Source organism: Roseivirga misakiensis (genome assembly GCF_001747105.1).
Classification (GTDB): domain Bacteria; phylum Bacteroidota; class Bacteroidia; order Cytophagales; family Cyclobacteriaceae; genus Roseivirga; species Roseivirga misakiensis.
In genome coordinates, this window is record NZ_MDGQ01000004.1 from 332,837 (window position 1) to 347,581 (window position 14,745).

15 protein-coding genes and 1 riboswitch are annotated in these 14,745 nt (G+C 40.4%); of the genes, 8 read left to right on the top strand and 7 right to left on the bottom strand.

Annotated elements, in window-relative coordinates:
* The first annotated feature begins 91 nt into the window (after positions 1-91).
* The 5 genes from accD (at position 92) to BFP71_RS07495 (ending at position 6,340) form a co-directional block, all read left to right on the top strand.
* Positions 92-931, top strand: a complete 840-nt coding sequence (gene accD / locus BFP71_RS07475) for an acetyl-CoA carboxylase, carboxyltransferase subunit beta (RefSeq protein ID WP_069834862.1) — start codon at positions 92-94, stop codon at positions 929-931.
* A 101-nt stretch (positions 932-1,032) separates the two neighbouring features.
* A riboswitch (SAM riboswitch) is annotated at positions 1,033-1,155 on the top strand.
* Between the two features lie 162 nt (positions 1,156-1,317).
* Positions 1,318-2,388 (top strand): homoserine O-acetyltransferase MetX, encoded by a 1,071-nt coding sequence (metX, locus tag BFP71_RS07480; protein ID WP_088124931.1) that lies wholly within the window; start codon positions 1,318-1,320, stop codon positions 2,386-2,388.
* A complete protein-coding gene (locus BFP71_RS07485) occupies positions 2,385-3,662 on the top strand; it encodes a homoserine dehydrogenase (protein WP_069834863.1) in 1,278 nt (425 codons plus the stop codon). The genes metX and BFP71_RS07485 overlap by 4 nt, the downstream gene beginning before the upstream one ends.
* A gap of 127 nt (positions 3,663-3,789) precedes the next feature.
* Complete coding sequence (nqrF, locus tag BFP71_RS07490) at positions 3,790-5,094, top strand: NADH:ubiquinone reductase (Na(+)-transporting) subunit F (protein ID WP_069834864.1); 1,305 nt, start codon at positions 3,790-3,792, stop codon at positions 5,092-5,094.
* 139 nt (positions 5,095-5,233) lie between these two features.
* Complete coding sequence (locus BFP71_RS07495) at positions 5,234-6,340, top strand: formimidoylglutamase (RefSeq protein WP_069834865.1); 1,107 nt, start codon at positions 5,234-5,236, stop codon at positions 6,338-6,340.
* 188 nt (positions 6,341-6,528) lie between these two features.
* Here the strand turns inward: BFP71_RS07495 and BFP71_RS07500 are convergent, their stop codons facing one another.
* Genes BFP71_RS07500 through BFP71_RS07530 form a run of 7 tightly spaced genes read right to left on the bottom strand, consistent with a single transcriptional unit; the run spans position 6,529 to position 12,972 of the window.
* Positions 6,529-6,930: a hypothetical protein gene (locus BFP71_RS07500; RefSeq protein ID WP_069834866.1), complete on the bottom strand. Its 402-nt coding sequence runs from the start codon at positions 6,928-6,930 to the stop codon at positions 6,529-6,531.
* Positions 6,927-8,258 carry a DUF58 domain-containing protein gene (locus BFP71_RS07505; RefSeq protein WP_069834867.1) on the bottom strand — a complete coding sequence of 444 codons (1,332 nt, stop codon included), beginning with the start codon at positions 8,256-8,258 and terminating at the stop codon, positions 6,927-6,929. Before BFP71_RS07505 ends, BFP71_RS07500 begins: the two co-directional genes overlap by 4 nt.
* Complete coding sequence (locus tag BFP71_RS07510; protein WP_069834868.1) at positions 8,258-9,235, bottom strand: AAA family ATPase; 978 nt, start codon at positions 9,233-9,235, stop codon at positions 8,258-8,260. The genes BFP71_RS07505 and BFP71_RS07510 overlap by 1 nt, the downstream gene beginning before the upstream one ends.
* A 1-nt stretch (position 9,236) precedes the next feature.
* A complete protein-coding gene (locus BFP71_RS07515; RefSeq protein WP_069834869.1) occupies positions 9,237-10,436 on the bottom strand; it encodes a DUF4350 domain-containing protein in 1,200 nt (399 codons plus the stop codon).
* Positions 10,433-11,134 carry a DUF4129 domain-containing protein gene (locus BFP71_RS07520; protein WP_069834870.1) on the bottom strand — a complete coding sequence of 234 codons (702 nt, stop codon included), beginning with the start codon at positions 11,132-11,134 and terminating at the stop codon, positions 10,433-10,435. The genes BFP71_RS07515 and BFP71_RS07520 overlap by 4 nt, the downstream gene beginning before the upstream one ends.
* The gene (locus BFP71_RS07525) at positions 11,121-12,026 is read right to left on the bottom strand and encodes a hypothetical protein (RefSeq protein ID WP_069834871.1); all 906 of its coding nucleotides are present in this window, start codon (positions 12,024-12,026) and stop codon (positions 11,121-11,123) included. The genes BFP71_RS07520 and BFP71_RS07525 overlap by 14 nt, the downstream gene beginning before the upstream one ends.
* Entirely contained in the window at positions 12,016-12,972 is a 957-nt protein-coding gene (locus tag BFP71_RS07530) for a stage II sporulation protein M (RefSeq protein ID WP_069834872.1), read from the bottom strand. The genes BFP71_RS07525 and BFP71_RS07530 overlap by 11 nt, the downstream gene beginning before the upstream one ends.
* 44 nt (positions 12,973-13,016) lie before the next feature.
* Between BFP71_RS07530 and BFP71_RS07535 the strand changes: the two genes are divergently transcribed.
* The 3 genes from BFP71_RS07535 to BFP71_RS07545 are packed head-to-tail and all read left to right on the top strand — an operon-like array spanning position 13,017 to position 14,545.
* Positions 13,017-13,724 carry an RDD family protein gene (locus BFP71_RS07535; RefSeq protein WP_069834873.1) on the top strand — a complete coding sequence of 236 codons (708 nt, stop codon included), beginning with the start codon at positions 13,017-13,019 and terminating at the stop codon, positions 13,722-13,724.
* A complete protein-coding gene (locus BFP71_RS07540; RefSeq protein ID WP_069834874.1) occupies positions 13,711-14,322 on the top strand; it encodes a hypothetical protein in 612 nt (203 codons plus the stop codon). The genes BFP71_RS07535 and BFP71_RS07540 overlap by 14 nt, the downstream gene beginning before the upstream one ends.
* Positions 14,315-14,545, top strand: a complete 231-nt coding sequence (locus tag BFP71_RS07545; RefSeq protein ID WP_069834875.1) for a cytochrome b5 domain-containing protein — start codon at positions 14,315-14,317, stop codon at positions 14,543-14,545. Before BFP71_RS07540 ends, BFP71_RS07545 begins: the two co-directional genes overlap by 8 nt.
* Positions 14,546-14,745: the final 200 nt, after the last annotated feature.

Genomic DNA, 14,745 nt, shown 5'->3' on the forward strand with positions numbered 1-14,745 from the left:
ACATTCCTGATTTGCCTTTTCTTTTTGGCGGCTCACTAGTTTTAGGCTATTTTTGCCTTTCTCTAAAAAATTTTGGACGATAACATAAACTATGTCTTGGTTTCAGCGAAAAGTTAAGGGTATCACAACACCAACAGATCAGAAGAAAGACGCTCCTGATGGTCTGTGGTTCAAAACACCGTCTGGTACAATTGTTCATACGCGTGAGCTAAAAAACAACGCTTATGTCAGTCCAGAAGATGGTTTTCACGTTCGAATTGGCTCTAAAGAATATTTCGAAATCCTTTTCGATCAGAACTCTTTCACTGAATTGGATGAAAACCTGAGTTCTGGTGACCCGCTAAAATTTGTCGATAGCAAGCCCTACCCAAAAAGAATCAAAGCTGGGCAGGAGAAATCTAGCTTAACTGACGCTGTCCGCTCTGCTTATGGCAAAATGAATGGCGAAGATTTGGTAGTCTCTTGTATGGATTTTGCCTTTATCGGTGGTTCAATGGGATCTGTCGTCGGAGAAAAAATTGCCCGCGCCATCGATCATGCCATCAAAACTAAGACACCATTCTTGATGATTTCTAAATCAGGTGGCGCTAGAATGATGGAAGCTGGTTACTCTTTAATGCAGATGGCTAAAACCTCGGCTAAACTTGCTCTACTAGGAGAACAAGGCATTCCTTATATTTCATTACTTACCGACCCGACCACAGGTGGAGTGACCGCTTCTTATGCAATGCTTGGTGACTTTAACATTGCGGAACCTGGTGCATTGATCGGATTTGCTGGTCCTAGAATTATCAGAGATACGGTCGGAAAGGATCTTCCTAAAGGATTTCAAAGCTCTGAATTCGTGCTAGACCATGGATTCTTAGACTTTATCGTAGACAGAAGAGATTTAAAGAATAAACTGACTACACTACTTCGAATGTTGAAGTAGATTTAAATTTTTCAACTTCTTTTTTTGAATCATCAATAAGTGCTGCTAGGTTTGCAGTGCAAGTCATTCAATTCTGCCCAATCAGGGCTTCGAAATGAATCGATTTATACAGAAGCGTGGAGAGACAGGCTCTTTGAAGCGCTAGCAACCACCTCTAATATTAGAGAAAGGTGCTAAATCCTGATCCCAAAGGATGTCGAGTGACATTCGGGAGAATATAAATTGGTATTTATGCAACATCTAATTTCAGGCGAGCAATCGCACCTCTTTAAAAGTCTTCATCTAATAAAAAGCGCTGTCGAATGCATTATTTGTATTCCGGCTTCAATTATTGGATCAATTCTCTGATTACACTTTTTCTCTTTCCTACTTAAAGTAAATTGACAATGTCTACAGCTATAAAGACGGGGTCGGTTGAATCACAATCCATCGATAACCCCTCGCTAAAATACTTCAAAGTCCCAAGTGACTTTACGCTCGAAAGTGGCACGCAGCTACAAGAGGCAATTATTGCCTACCATACTTTCGGACGGTTGAATGCTAAAAAAGACAACGTGGTTTGGGTTTGCCATGCACTCACTGCAAACGCAAACCCAATGCAATGGTGGCCAGGATTAATTGGATCTACTAACCTCATCAATCCAGATGAACATTTTATTGTTTGTGCCAACGTACTTGGATCGTGCTATGGAAGCACAGGCCCCAAAAACTTTAACCCTGAAACTGGCGAGCGATATTTGAGGTCATTTCCTACGCTCACCATTAAAGATATGGTTAAGGCGCATGGGCTTTTAATGAATCATCTTGGCATCGATGAGATTTTCCTTGGCATTGGAGGGTCTATGGGTGGCCAACAGGTGATTGAATGGGCTGTAGAATCACCTGACGTTTTCAAACATATCGCTCTGATTGCCTCGTCGGCAAAAAGTTCGCCATGGGGTGTAGCGATTAGATCAGCCCAGCGCATGGCAATTGAAGCCGATCCTTCCTTTTTCTCGAGTTCTCCAAAAGGTGGATGGAAAGGCTTGGAGGCTGCTCGCGCAATGGCGATGACATCTTATAGAACTGATACGGCCTTTAACAAAACGCAGGCTCAGCAGGCAACTTTTGATGAGATCAGTGAGGCAGAAAGCTATCAGCGATACCAAGGAGAGAAACTTAGAAACAGGTTTGATGCAAGAACCTATTATACATTAAGTCAAGCCATGGACTTTCATGATATCAGTAAAAAGTATAAGTCCATAGCAGAAGCCTTAAGTCGGGTGCAAGCTAAAGCGCTCATTATCGGAATAGAAGAAGACTTACTCTTTTCGAAAGCAGAGCAATCTGTTTTAGCAGATGGCATAAACCAATCAGAATTACACTTTATAAACTCAGCATATGGACATGATGGCTTTCTAGTAGAAGCCAAAGCGATCAGTGCACTACTCAAAAACTTTTTAAACAAGCACAAATGAAAAAGATCAACATAGGATTGTTTGGTTTCGGGTGTGTAGGTCAAGGACTTTACGAAACCCTTAATAACTCCAAGAATTTTGCCGGTGAAATAAAGAAAATCTGTATCAAAAATGCCGAAAAGTCTCGAAGTCTGCCTAGAAGACTCTTCACGATTGATAAAGAAGAAATTATTCGAGATCCCGAAATCGATGTAATAGTGGAATTGATCGATGATGCTAACGCTGCCCTTGAAATAGTAACCTCGTCACTCAAAAATGGTAAATCTGTGGTGACCGCCAACAAGAAAATGGTGGCAGAAAACCTTGAATTCTTAGTGAAACTACAGAATGAAACGGGTAAAGCGATTCTCTATGAGGGTGCAGTTTGTGGCAGCATACCTATAATAAGAACTTTAGAAGAATATTTTGGTCATGAACCTCTTGATGAAGTAAAAGGCATTTTTAATGGATCGACGAACTATATTCTCACCAAAGTCTTCAATGAAAATTTAGACTACGATGAGGCATTGCGTCAGGCGCAATCCTTGGGGTTTGCAGAATCTGACCCTACACTTGACGTGAAAGGCTTCGACGCAAAATATAAGTTAAGTATACTATTAACTCACGCTTTCGGAATCTACGTAAAACCCGAAAGCATTGTCAATTTGGGTATTGATCATCTTAAAAATACCGATTTGGAATATGCGAGAGAGAAAGGCTTTAAAGTGAAGTTAATCGCACAAGCTCGACGTATTGACGATAAGGTTTTTGCCTTTGTTGCTCCGCAGTTTATTGGTCATAATGATAGTTTGTCGTCCATTGACAACGAGTTCAATGCGGTTTCGCTGACAGGAGACTTTTGCGACGAGCAGCTTTTTATAGGGAAAGGAGCGGGAAGTTTACCAACTGGCGCGGCTGTGCTTTCCGATATCTCTGCTTTGAGTTATGATTACAAATACGAGTATAAGAAGTTTTACAACTTGGGCCAGTTACCTTTTAGCAATGAGTCATTACTGAAAGTATACGTCAGTTTTAATTCGCCACAAGAGATAGACTTATCTGATTTCGAGAGCATTCATGACAAATATTTTAGTTTCGATCACAGCTATGTTGTGGGCAATATTTGTATTTCGAGGTTATTAGAGAAAAAATGGCTAAACAATCCAAATAACAATGTTGTTCTGTGCGAGAATAGTCGACAGTTACAGTTAGGGAATCTCTGTGTAGCCTCTCTAAACACTGAAATTGAAGACTTAAAAAAGGGTCAGGTGTTATTGGAAAAAATTACGGTTTAGCCTTGATTTTGGCTGCTTATCTTTTTTCAATTTCGCCTACAGATTTAACCTTTTAGTGAATATATTTGTAGCCCTGACGGAAAGGGTCAGTTTAGATTCAAATTGTTGATTTAAAATCGATTAATAGATGTCATCTATCATAATTACTTCAATAGTAGCCTTCTCAGTAGTTATCCTATTGTTGGTACTAATTTTACTTTACGCACAGTCAAAATTAGTCCAATCAGGCGATGTTAAAATCGTTGTAAACGGAGACGAGTCCAATCCCATTGTGGCAGCAGCAGGTTCAACACTCCTGAATACGCTTTCAGGTCAAAAAATATTCTTACCGTCTGCCTGTGGTGGCGGTGGTACTTGTGCCATGTGTAAGTGTACAATCAACGAGGGTGGCGGAGACGTACTGCCTACTGAGGTTGGTCACTTAAGCAGAGCTGAGCAAAAAGAAGGTGTTAGACTTTCTTGTCAAGTGAAAGTGAAGCAAGATATGCGTATCCACATCCCAGAAGAAATCTTCGGTATTAAGAAGTGGGAATGTGAAGTTGTTTCTAACTACAACGTTGCATCTTTCATTAAAGAATTTGTGGTAAAACTACCAGAAGGAGAAACACTGGACTTTGAAGCTGGTGGATATATCCAGGTAGATGTACCGCCTGTTGTTTGTGAGTTTAAAGACATGGACATCAGACCTTTCCCAGACGATCCTGCTGGAGATGATAAATTCAAAGAAGATTGGGATAAATTCGGTCTTTGGGATCTGAAAATGGTCAACAAGGAGGAAATCTTCCGAGCATACTCAATGGCCAATCACCCTGCAGAAGGTAATATTGTAATGCTGAATATTCGTATTGCAACTCCACCTTGGGACAGAGCGAACAATAAGTGGATGGATGTTAATCCAGGTATTTGTTCTTCATATGTATTTACTAGAAAACCAGGTGATAAAGTAACAATCTCAGGTCCTTACGGTGAATTCTTCATCAAGCCGACAGAAGCTGAAATGCTATACATTGGTGGTGGTGCAGGAATGGCGCCGATGAGATCACACCTTTTCCACTTATTCCACACGCTAAAAACTGGTAGAAAAGTGACTTACTGGTATGGTGGACGTTCGAAACGAGAGCTATTCTACTTAGAGGACTTTAGAAAAATCGAAAGAGAATTCCCGAATTTCAAATTCCATCTAGTACTTTCTGAGCCTGTTCCTGAAGATAATTGGGTTGAGAAAAAAGATATTGACGATACTGAAGGAGACGGTTTCTTAGGTTTCGTTCACCAAGCAGTGATCGACCAGTACTTAAGTAAGCACGAAGCTCCTGAAGAAATCGAATTCTACTTCTGTGGACCTCCAATGATGAACGCAGCCGTATTGAAAATGTGTGACGACTGGGGTATACCAGATGAGAATGTCGCATTTGACGATTTCGGAGGATAAAAAACCATTAAATACTACCGAAGCCTCTCCATGTTGGAGGGGCTTTTTTTATGCCCATAAACAGACTAAGTCAGAAGCGTGAAGTTTTTCTAGCCTTCAGAATTGTTCTATCTTTAGTTAAAGAATTTACGCCTCCCAGATGAACCTCAAACTTTTCTTTACAGCACCCACTTTCGAATTTGACGGACCGACCAATGCCATTGGTCACAGCTTTAAACAGCTACAAAGTGAAGACTTTGATATTAGTCAAATGAACTTGGCATTAGTTGGAATAAATACCAGAGGTGATGCTGATATGGTAAGGGGAAAACTATTCCACTTGAAACGAAGTCACGCTTCTTACCGGATGGCTGACCTTGGTAACCTTCAACTAGGTGATAGCCCTGAAGATACACAAGCGAGAATTCGCGAGGTATGCGAATTTCTGATGACCCAGCGTGTTATCCCTATTTTAATCGGTGGAAATCAAGATTTAGCCCTTGGCCAATACCAAGGCTACGAGCAGACTAAAAAGCTTATTTCCGTATTAAATGTAGATGCATTTTTAGATATGGAGCCTGAAGGCGAGCCTTCAAATAAATTTCTGAACGATCTTCTTACCCATCAGCCCAATTATCTATTTAGTTACAGCCACCTTGCTCATCAGTCGTATTTGATCGATTCGAATCAATTAAAGGCTTTGGACAAATTGTATTTTGAGTCACTAAGACTTGGTGAACTTCGGTACGACATAAAACAGTCTGAACCGCTAATCAGAATGGCCGATATGCTCACTTTTGATATCTCAGCTATCCGATCTTCTGACGCTCCAGGAAACCCTTCTGCGCAACCATTTGGCCTTTCCGGAGAAGAGGCTTGTCAGTTAACCTGGTATGCTGGAATCAACGAAAAAATGACTTCCATCGGCTTTCATGGCTACCACCCATCATTGGATGATGATGCCCTAAAAACGGCATCTGTACTGGCTACTATGGTTTGGTATTTCATTGATGGTTACTACAACCGAAAAGATACTGGCCAGTTCAATTCTGAGCATTATATAAAGTATACCGTCAGCTTTGAAGGCACGGACGACACGATGACTTTTTATAAAAGTAAGTTGTCAGAAAAATGGTGGATGCTTGTGAACTATGGTGACAATTTCTTGGACCGAGCCTACATTCCATGTAGCTATAAAGATTATGTAGGTGCTACTCATGGAGACTTCCCTGAAAGATGGATCAAAGCACAGGGTAAATTGATCTAAGCACAAATGAAAAGCCCTCAGTTCCATCCAAACCAAGGGCTCCTACTGGGTCATTAAAATAAAAACTGATCTTAATTTCTTACTAACCTAAACTATTGCGATTGCATTAATGATACGCATGAAAATAGGTTTACCCTACTTTGGCAGGATTAGCAACAGATTTTTTTCAGTGATTAATTATTTAACGCCTAAGGCTGGAAAGGGAACACCGAAAAGCTCACGGCACCATAACTATTTTTAAAGTATCTGGCGAGACAGTATTCCTCGAATCTCTCATCGAAATTAACACGGCCTCTTTTACCTGCTTTTGGGAAAGGATTGTTCTCATGAAAGAAGTAGACTTTAGTAGTCCCTTGCTTGCTGTATGGCATGAGTTTACCATATAATTCCATCTCACTAAAAAGAGTATCACTTGTTGTAACAATGTAGACACGATCTACAGGCCCGGTATTGTTTTCATTTCGGCTAAGGTGAATTTCCTTGAATGTTGAATTAAAATCGTCCAATCCGGGCTGTGAAAATGCGTTCCACAGGATTACCAGCGTAATGACTATGGCAATCCCCATAAGCATTGGCTTGAACTTTCTCATATCAAGCCCCTTGATTTTAGCTCTAAATACTTATTGATTGTATTCACGCTCAGTTCTTTAGGGGGCGTAAGTATAGAGTGGATACCATGGGCTTTCAACTCCTTCACAATTAGTTTCTTTTCAAAGGATAGTTGTTCGGCAATTCCCTTGGTATATACTTCCTCAATATCGTTTGCAGGGGAATCGATTAATTTATCAACCTCTGTATTTTGGAAAAAAATACAAACTAATAGGTGTTGTTGCCTAATCTTTCTTAGAAAAGGAAGCTGTCTTTTCAAAGCCGAAACCGACTCAAAATTGGTATACAACAGGATCAAAGAACGCTGAGTAACTTTTCTTTTTAGGGTGATGTAAAGCTTAGAATAGTCGGTCTCTTTATATCCTGTTTTCTGCTTGTAAAGATGCTCCAAAATCAAGTTCAACTGCATATTTCTGGCAGAAGCCGGCAGCAGTGAATTTACCTTATGCTGAAATGTAATGATCCCCGCCTTGTCACCCTTTTTTAGGGCGATGTTAGAAATCACAAGGCTTGAATTAATCGCGTAGTCTAGCAAACTCAAGCTTTCAAATGGCATTTTCATCACTCTACCTTTATCGATTACAGAGTAAACTTGTTGAGACCTTTCGTCTTGATACTGATTAACCATCAGCTGGTTTTTTCGAGCAGTTGCCTTCCAGTTTACCTTACGGTAATCATCACCAGAAACATAGTTTTTGATTTGCTCAAATTCCATGTTATTCCCGATTCTTCGAATCTTTTTCACCCCAAATGACTGGAGTTGATTTGAAATGGCCAGTAGCTCATACTTCCTCATTTGAATAAATGAAGGATAAACTGCTACATTTTTCTCATCGCCCAATTGATAACGTCTTCGGACAATACTGAGAAAAGTGGATATAAAGACATTCACCACACCAAAGGCATATTCACCTCGTTTCGTAGGCCTTATTTTATAATGGATTTCCTTTACTTCGCCCGAAGTCAAGGATAATTCAAATACCTGATCCCTAACTTGTAGTTGCTCTGGTAATTCATCAATCACTTCTAGGTCTAGGGTAATCGGGTACAGATTTTCTATAATAAGTCGGATGGGGTTATCATCTCCATTCGAAAATTTCTCCGTACAGAGCCGCTCTATTTGTATACCATCTTTTGTCCTATACAGAAGCAAAACATCGATCAAAATGCACGCAATTGCCAAGTAAAATAGACCTTCGGCAATGACGGTGACGAATGGGAAGGCAAAGCCTACCACAAACAGAAATATGATGAATCCTGCTGCGTAAAAGAACCTGTTGGTAAGATATATAGACCGGTAAAAATTCATTAACGAGGCACCTCGGTTTTAGCCACTAACTGTTGGATTACCTCCTCGGCAGATATCCCTTCCATTTCCTTTTCTGGTGTAAGAATTATTCTATGTTTGAGCACATGGGTAGCCAAAAACTGTATGTCTTCTGGTGTAACAAAATCACGGCCTTGAATAGCCGCAAACGCTCGAGAACCATTGAGTAACGCAAGTGATGCCCTTGGCGACGCCCCTAAATAAATCGACTGATCTTGGCGGGTATTGCCCACAATTTCAGCGATGTAGCCCAACAGTTTTTCATCGATGATGATCTCCTTTAAAGTTTCTTTATACGCTGCGATATCCTTGGCCTTTATTACAGGAGATACTTCTTCTACCTGATCACCTTTTCTGTTGGCAGCTCTTAGTAAAATCTCTTTTTCATCGCTTACATCAGGATAACCTATCTCAATTTTGAAAAGGAAACGATCAAGCTGTGCCTCAGGCAATCGGTAGGTACCTTCTTGTTCCACAGGGTTTTGCGTAGCGAGTACCAAATATGGACTCTCCATTTGATAGGTATTTCCATCAACAGTTACCTGTCTTTCTTCCATAACTTCGAAAAGTGCTGCCTGCGTTTTCGCAGGCGCCCTGTTGATTTCATCTATGAGGACTAGATTTGAAAAAATTGGCCCCTTCTTGAAGTCGAATTCTGTTGTTTTCATATTGAAAACGCTTGTACCCAACACATCAGAAGGCATTAAATCAGGGGTAAACTGCACTCTGGAAAAGTCAACATCCATGCTTCTAGCCACTAACTTGGCCACTAAAGTCTTAGCAACTCCGGGCACACCTTCAAGTAGAATATGGCCATCGGCCAAAACCGCAGTAATGATCAAATCGACCATTTGCTTCTGCCCTACTATAACTTTACCAATCTGCTCTCTAATCTGAGCAACACCCGCTTTCAGATTGGTTAGGTCTACCCTGTTTTCAAAAGATTCCTGATTTTCCATATTATTCTATTCCGTAAAATGCATTTAGTTGTTTTTCCATCAGCATCAACTCTTCTAAACTTATCTCATTCCCTGCCTCCACATGGTTGATTGACACTAATAGTAATTCTATTTCTTTTATATCTAATCCAGACTTTTTAGCCAAGTCCTCGGTAAACTGGTTACTCAGGTTATCTGTTCTTAGGTTGTATTTTCTTCTTACAAAGTCTTTCCAATAGGTTACTCGCTTTGTGGCTAATTTTCGGTGATCTTTTTGCCTGTAGTACAACCGACCTAGCGTTTCCACAAACTCCACTGAAAGGTTCTTCATCGGATCGATCAGTGGGATGATACGTTGTCTTCTTTTCGACTCAAAAAAGATGAATATCAACAAAGTAAAAAGCAAAATAAACATGCCCCATCGGAGTGATCTATTGGCTAAAACAACTCTTAATGGCGTCTGTGATTCCAGTCTACCTAACTGATAATATTCTACATGGAGCACCGGCTCGTCTTCTGGAAAGAGACTAAGTACTGAAGAGGCAAAAGATGTCGTTTCTTCATTAAGTACAAAGTAATTCGTTAGGGCTAAAGGCATGGTAGTTAGAATTAGTCTACCCTTTGAGCCCTTGTATTCTAATAAAACAGGCTGCTCGGCCTCATTCTTCGCTAACACATTGAAATTGTCCTCATTATAGGACAAAATCGCTGATGTGGTCGCCACACTAGAAAATGAATAGCTTTTGGCTACCCCTCCCAAGTCTGTTGTAATGAGCTGTTTCGATTCACCAGCAAGGTTTTCTTGAATAGCTTCTAGGTCATAGGTGAGCAATGGATCGGTGACTAACGGGGTAAATTCAAGCGAATCTCTTAGGCCTCCCAGAAACTCTTTGCCCCCAATAATCACTGTTTTGCCTCTGTTTACATAGTCTAAGAGTTTTTCTAGCTCATCGTCAGAAAAGGCGATACGTTCGGCCAGAATGAGCAAATTTCTTTCTTCGCCTTCTGTAGCGATCTCATAAACGGTTTCGTAAGATGATTCTACTGCCGAATCGGATAACATGTCTTTCATCAGATCATGTGTAGCCATTGTTCCAAAAGGAATGGAGTGTCTATTATGGAAAGAAGCTGTCCAGTCTAATGATTCTCCCTTTCGCATTTCAAGAAACACATAGACTATGACTAAGGCTATTAGGGCTACGACATACTTTCTATCTTTCATTTGCCCTTCCCTTTTATATCTACAATATTGGCAAAATGCTCTTGTGCTTGTGCCGCAATACTATCGTCGGCCTCAAAATGGCCATACCATGTATAGTCAAAAATGAAACTTAATCTTTCAAAATCATTTTCGGCGTCGCTGCCTGAAAGCTCGTATAGATAATCTCTGTTTGTTTTACCCTTTTTCACTTTTAACAAACCAGCATCTGCCATGCGTTTAAGGGCATTTAGATAAGTAAGCCTGATGGCAAAGCGCCACTGTTTTTGCGTTAAAGCTTTCGCGATCTCCTCCTCAAAGTTTATGGCGTCTAATTGTTCTTCATTGACCTCATAGTCCAACTTGTTTGGCTTACTGGGTTTAAATAAAGTCGAAACTTCTACTCCAAAGATTTTAATGATGAAGTAAACAAAGGCGAAAACTAAACCTCCTTTCCAAAGTATTTCTATGATGGTGCCTGTAGTACCAGAATTTAGCACACGCCAAAACCAATCTTGTACTCTTGCCACTAAGCGCTCAAAAGCATTCGGCGGTTCGGGTTTTACAAGTTCATATTGAAAATCACTGTTAGCTCTATAATCAGCTAATTTCTGCTCATTGAATTCACGGATTTCAATGACAGGTTCAGCCGTATTTAAGCCCTGAGCGAGTGCTGAGCAACTGAAAAAGAATAATAGAATCAGGCCATTAATAATCCTCATCCGAATCTTCCTCTGCCGCCTCGTTATCCATCTGCTCTATTTTGGCTACCAATCCTCTTGACTCTTTTCTTTCCACAAGATTGAAGTATTGAAAAGCCATGGCTATGTAGACCAATGCGTATAATAAAATAGCACCAAAGGTTTCTAGCAGCGAAAAGAGAATATTGAGCGTTCGGCTTGTATCAGAAATGAGCTCTAGCCCATTAACATCACCATCTTCTTGAAAGGCCGTAAATGCATCGATACCCATAACAATCGCTCTTGGCAGGCCAAAAAACAAATTGATAATATAGCCTATGATACCCATCACTATGAGAAGCCCAAAAGTACTCCACCATTTGCCCGAGACCAATTTGAAAGATCTACTGAAAGCATCAATAGGATTACTGGATTCGAACACTATAATTGAAGCGCCCAAAGTCAGGGCAATACCCACATAAATTCCTGGAAGGATTAAGAAGAATGAAGCAATTATGACAACAATGTATGTCAAGAAATTGAAGCCAAGTATATTGAAAAACCTACCAGCAAAATTTCTAGTCACAGCGGCCACCGTAATATCTTTTGGTGGATTGTCTTGGTAGGCTACCATATACCCATAAGTCACTGTAGGAATAACCGTGGTCGTCACCATAGTAGAAAGTATCGTCAGGCCATATACTTCTAGTAAATCGATTATGTTATTGGCTGTAAAACCCGACTCAAGGTCGAAATTTAAATCTCCCATCATATTCCCTAAGAGAATGGATATCAATAAGAGTATCGGGCCAGCGATCATGAGCTGAACCTTTAAGAATGGCCAGGCATTTTCGCGAATAAAAACGAAGGTGGCATTTACCTTCTCACCAAATTGGCGCTTTTTAAAATATTCCAGCTGTTGACTATAAGACATCTTTATACAGTTTTCTAGGATATAATATAATGTAATAAATCATGAAGGCCAGCGAGCCAAATATGATTATGGCTTTCAAAAAGTCAGGCATATCAAAAAGCCTAGTCACATAGGACTCTAGAAAGCCTGCTAATATAAACATGGGCACCAAGCCCAAAACCACTTTGGCACCTGTTAAGGCTCCCCTTCTGAGCGATTCCATTCGGGTGTAAGTACCTGGAAAAAGCATGGAATTACCCATAATTAATCCTGCACCGCCAGCTACAACAATCGATATAATTTCTATGGTCCCGTGTATCCAGATGGTCAACAATGAAGTAACTAAAAGGCCTTTAGAGTAAAAGAAATATTGAAATGAGCCCAGCATCACACCATTTTGAAACAACATAAATACCGTTCCTATGGAGGCTACCACGCCCATAGCAAATGCTATAAATGAAACCCTCACATTATTAAAAGTGATGAAAACGAACATATCGGCTTGAGCCATTTTACCATAGACACCTAGCGGTACACCTCTTTCTATATTACTCAGGGTCATATTTACGTATTCATCACCTAAGATCAACCGCACAAAAGCATCATCATTCGCAGCGGAGAATGCACCGATCAGGCAAGCAGCTAAAAAGAAAATCAGCGAGTAAAGAAACTCCTTTCGATGTACCCAGAAAATCTTCGGTAGTTCTAATTTCCAGAATTCGACAAAACGGTTTCGGCGTTCCTTTCTATTACGATAAATATATTGGTGGACTTTAGTCGATAGATTATTCAGGTAGACTGTAATCTCTGATTGAGGGTAATGCGTTTTTGCGTAGGAGAGATCATCTGTGAGCTGCACAAATAGATCGGCGAGTTCGTCAGGATCCTTCTTCGCCTTCGTGCCGATCAAGCTTTCAAACTCTTCCCATTTACTTATATTTGCCTTCACGAAGGCCGACTCCCTCATATTAGATTCGTATTTCTTCCAAAAATTAGGTAATAATAGTTCATATGCAAGCTGTTAGCATTCAAACAACACAAAACATTCAGCTCGAGTATCCGATTGCTGGAATTGCAGATCGATTGCTGGCATTTGCTATTGATCTGTGTATCATGTTGGGCTTCTTTTTGCTATTCAATTTCATCAGTCGTCTGCTCGGACTTGGAGGCTTAGCCGTGAATTTAACTTTAGTCGTGGCGGCCTATCTCTACCGGCTCGTTGCGGAGGTCTTTTTTAATGGTCAAACTGCTGGAAAGGTAGCTTTGAGAATTAAAGTGGTAAAACTAGACGGAAGTACGCCCTCTTTTGCGGCCTATTTCCTTCGCTGGCTTTTAGAAGTAATTGACTTTTTAATAGTAGGTCTCGGTGTTGTCTTTATTATCTTAACTAAAAGAGGTCAGCGTGTTGGCGATCTACTTGCAGGAACTACAGTGGTTAAAATCAAAAAAATTACCTCCACTAACCTTCAGAATAAAGTTTTGATGGACAAAGTGGATGAAGCCTATGAACCACAAATTTTCGAGGCCGCTAACATCAATGATGCTGAGGTAAGATTGATTAAAGATGCCCTAAGAGCTTTTAAAAATGACGCTAACCAAAAGCCAATAACGCTAATCGAGCGCAAGATTAAGGAGAAATACAATATCCAGAGTGACTTGCCGACCGTTAAGTTTCTCTATACGCTTTTAAGAGATCATACATACTATGTCACCAAGTAGGTACATATACCTTCTTTTTTTCTTTTTTCTAGGTATTGGTATAATCCATGGGCAATCAAATTTTCCAAAGGAGTATTTGGCGGAAGATTGGGCACCAAAATTAGATTCGCTTCGTACGGCACTCGGTAAAAACGTGTCGTTTAAAAACAAGAAAGGCATGGAGTTAGCCACTTTACTCGCGCTTTCTCACTACCCCGAATTACAAGACAGAAAAGTAAAGGTGATCATTAAAAACATGAGAGGAGCACCTGTAGAGGCTAGTTTTGGTGTTTTCAATTTCATAAAACCTCGACGAAAAAAAGTTTACAAGATTCTTATACAGGAAAACTCTTTCATGGAGCGGCTCAGCCTCAATAAGCAAGTCGCAGCTTTGGGCCATGAAATGGCTCATTTTATCCAATACGAACAAAGAAAATACTTCGGCACCCTCTTTACTTTACTGCAATATGTTATCTCAGATAAGTATAGACTCAGGTTTGAAAAGCAGGCAGATGAGTTGGCTGTGTTACACAACCTCGGACCACAAATGCTAGACTTTGCCTTTTATAGCTCCGACGATCAAATCAGGGAATACATGAAAAGCCTAGACAATGACTAAGGTATATTCCAAAAGCCAATTGGCTCTGCGTAACGGGCAAGATCGAGAAGAAATATGGGTCGCGTTTCAAGGTAAGATTTACGATGTCACAACTTCTAAACTTTGGCGTAATGGTGAGCACTACGAACATTGGGCCGGACAAGACCTTACTGATGAGCTAAAAGATGCTCCCCATACCTCAGGAGTTTTCGAGAAATTTGAAGTCATAGGCGTTCTAGGCTAACGATTCAGACGGTAGCAAACGCATCTGTCAAACCGACGACCAACACTAGCGATAATCCCGTGATTTCGTTGAACTATTTCAGAAAAATATTAGTTTTGCCCCAGTTGACTGACATCAACATTTTCGCCATTGGAATACAGTTATGGGTAATTTGAATACACTTTTTACCACTTAACGAAGAAAACGTTCCATTCGTCGAA

What these genes read in the sequence shown, in the direction of transcription:
- metX (WP_088124931.1), top strand. Translation starts at nt 1,318, where the DNA reads ATGTCTACAGCTATAAAGACGGGGTCGGTTGAATCACAATCCATCGAT.
- BFP71_RS07510 (WP_069834868.1), bottom strand. Translation starts at nt 9,235, where the DNA reads ATGGAAAATCAGGAATCTTTTGAAAACAGGGTAGACCTAACCAATCTG.
- BFP71_RS07540 (WP_069834874.1), top strand. Translation starts at nt 13,711, where the DNA reads ATGTCACCAAGTAGGTACATATACCTTCTTTTTTTCTTTTTTCTAGGT.
- BFP71_RS07500 (WP_069834866.1), bottom strand. Translation starts at nt 6,930, where the DNA reads ATGAGAAAGTTCAAGCCAATGCTTATGGGGATTGCCATAGTCATTACG.
- BFP71_RS07545 (WP_069834875.1), top strand. Translation starts at nt 14,315, where the DNA reads ATGACTAAGGTATATTCCAAAAGCCAATTGGCTCTGCGTAACGGGCAA.
- BFP71_RS07515 (WP_069834869.1), bottom strand. Translation starts at nt 10,436, where the DNA reads ATGAAAGATAGAAAGTATGTCGTAGCCCTAATAGCCTTAGTCATAGTC.
- BFP71_RS07485 (WP_069834863.1), top strand. Translation starts at nt 2,385, where the DNA reads ATGAAAAAGATCAACATAGGATTGTTTGGTTTCGGGTGTGTAGGTCAA.
- BFP71_RS07535 (WP_069834873.1), top strand. Translation starts at nt 13,017, where the DNA reads ATGCAAGCTGTTAGCATTCAAACAACACAAAACATTCAGCTCGAGTAT.
- BFP71_RS07520 (WP_069834870.1), bottom strand. Translation starts at nt 11,134, where the DNA reads ATGAGGATTATTAATGGCCTGATTCTATTATTCTTTTTCAGTTGCTCA.
- BFP71_RS07495 (WP_069834865.1), top strand. Translation starts at nt 5,234, where the DNA reads ATGAACCTCAAACTTTTCTTTACAGCACCCACTTTCGAATTTGACGGA.
- BFP71_RS07525 (WP_069834871.1), bottom strand. Translation starts at nt 12,026, where the DNA reads ATGTCTTATAGTCAACAGCTGGAATATTTTAAAAAGCGCCAATTTGGT.
- BFP71_RS07505 (WP_069834867.1), bottom strand. Translation starts at nt 8,258, where the DNA reads ATGAATTTTTACCGGTCTATATATCTTACCAACAGGTTCTTTTACGCA.
- accD (WP_069834862.1), top strand. Translation starts at nt 92, where the DNA reads ATGTCTTGGTTTCAGCGAAAAGTTAAGGGTATCACAACACCAACAGAT.
- BFP71_RS07530 (WP_069834872.1), bottom strand. Translation starts at nt 12,972, where the DNA reads ATGAGGGAGTCGGCCTTCGTGAAGGCAAATATAAGTAAATGGGAAGAG.
- nqrF (WP_069834864.1), top strand. Translation starts at nt 3,790, where the DNA reads ATGTCATCTATCATAATTACTTCAATAGTAGCCTTCTCAGTAGTTATC.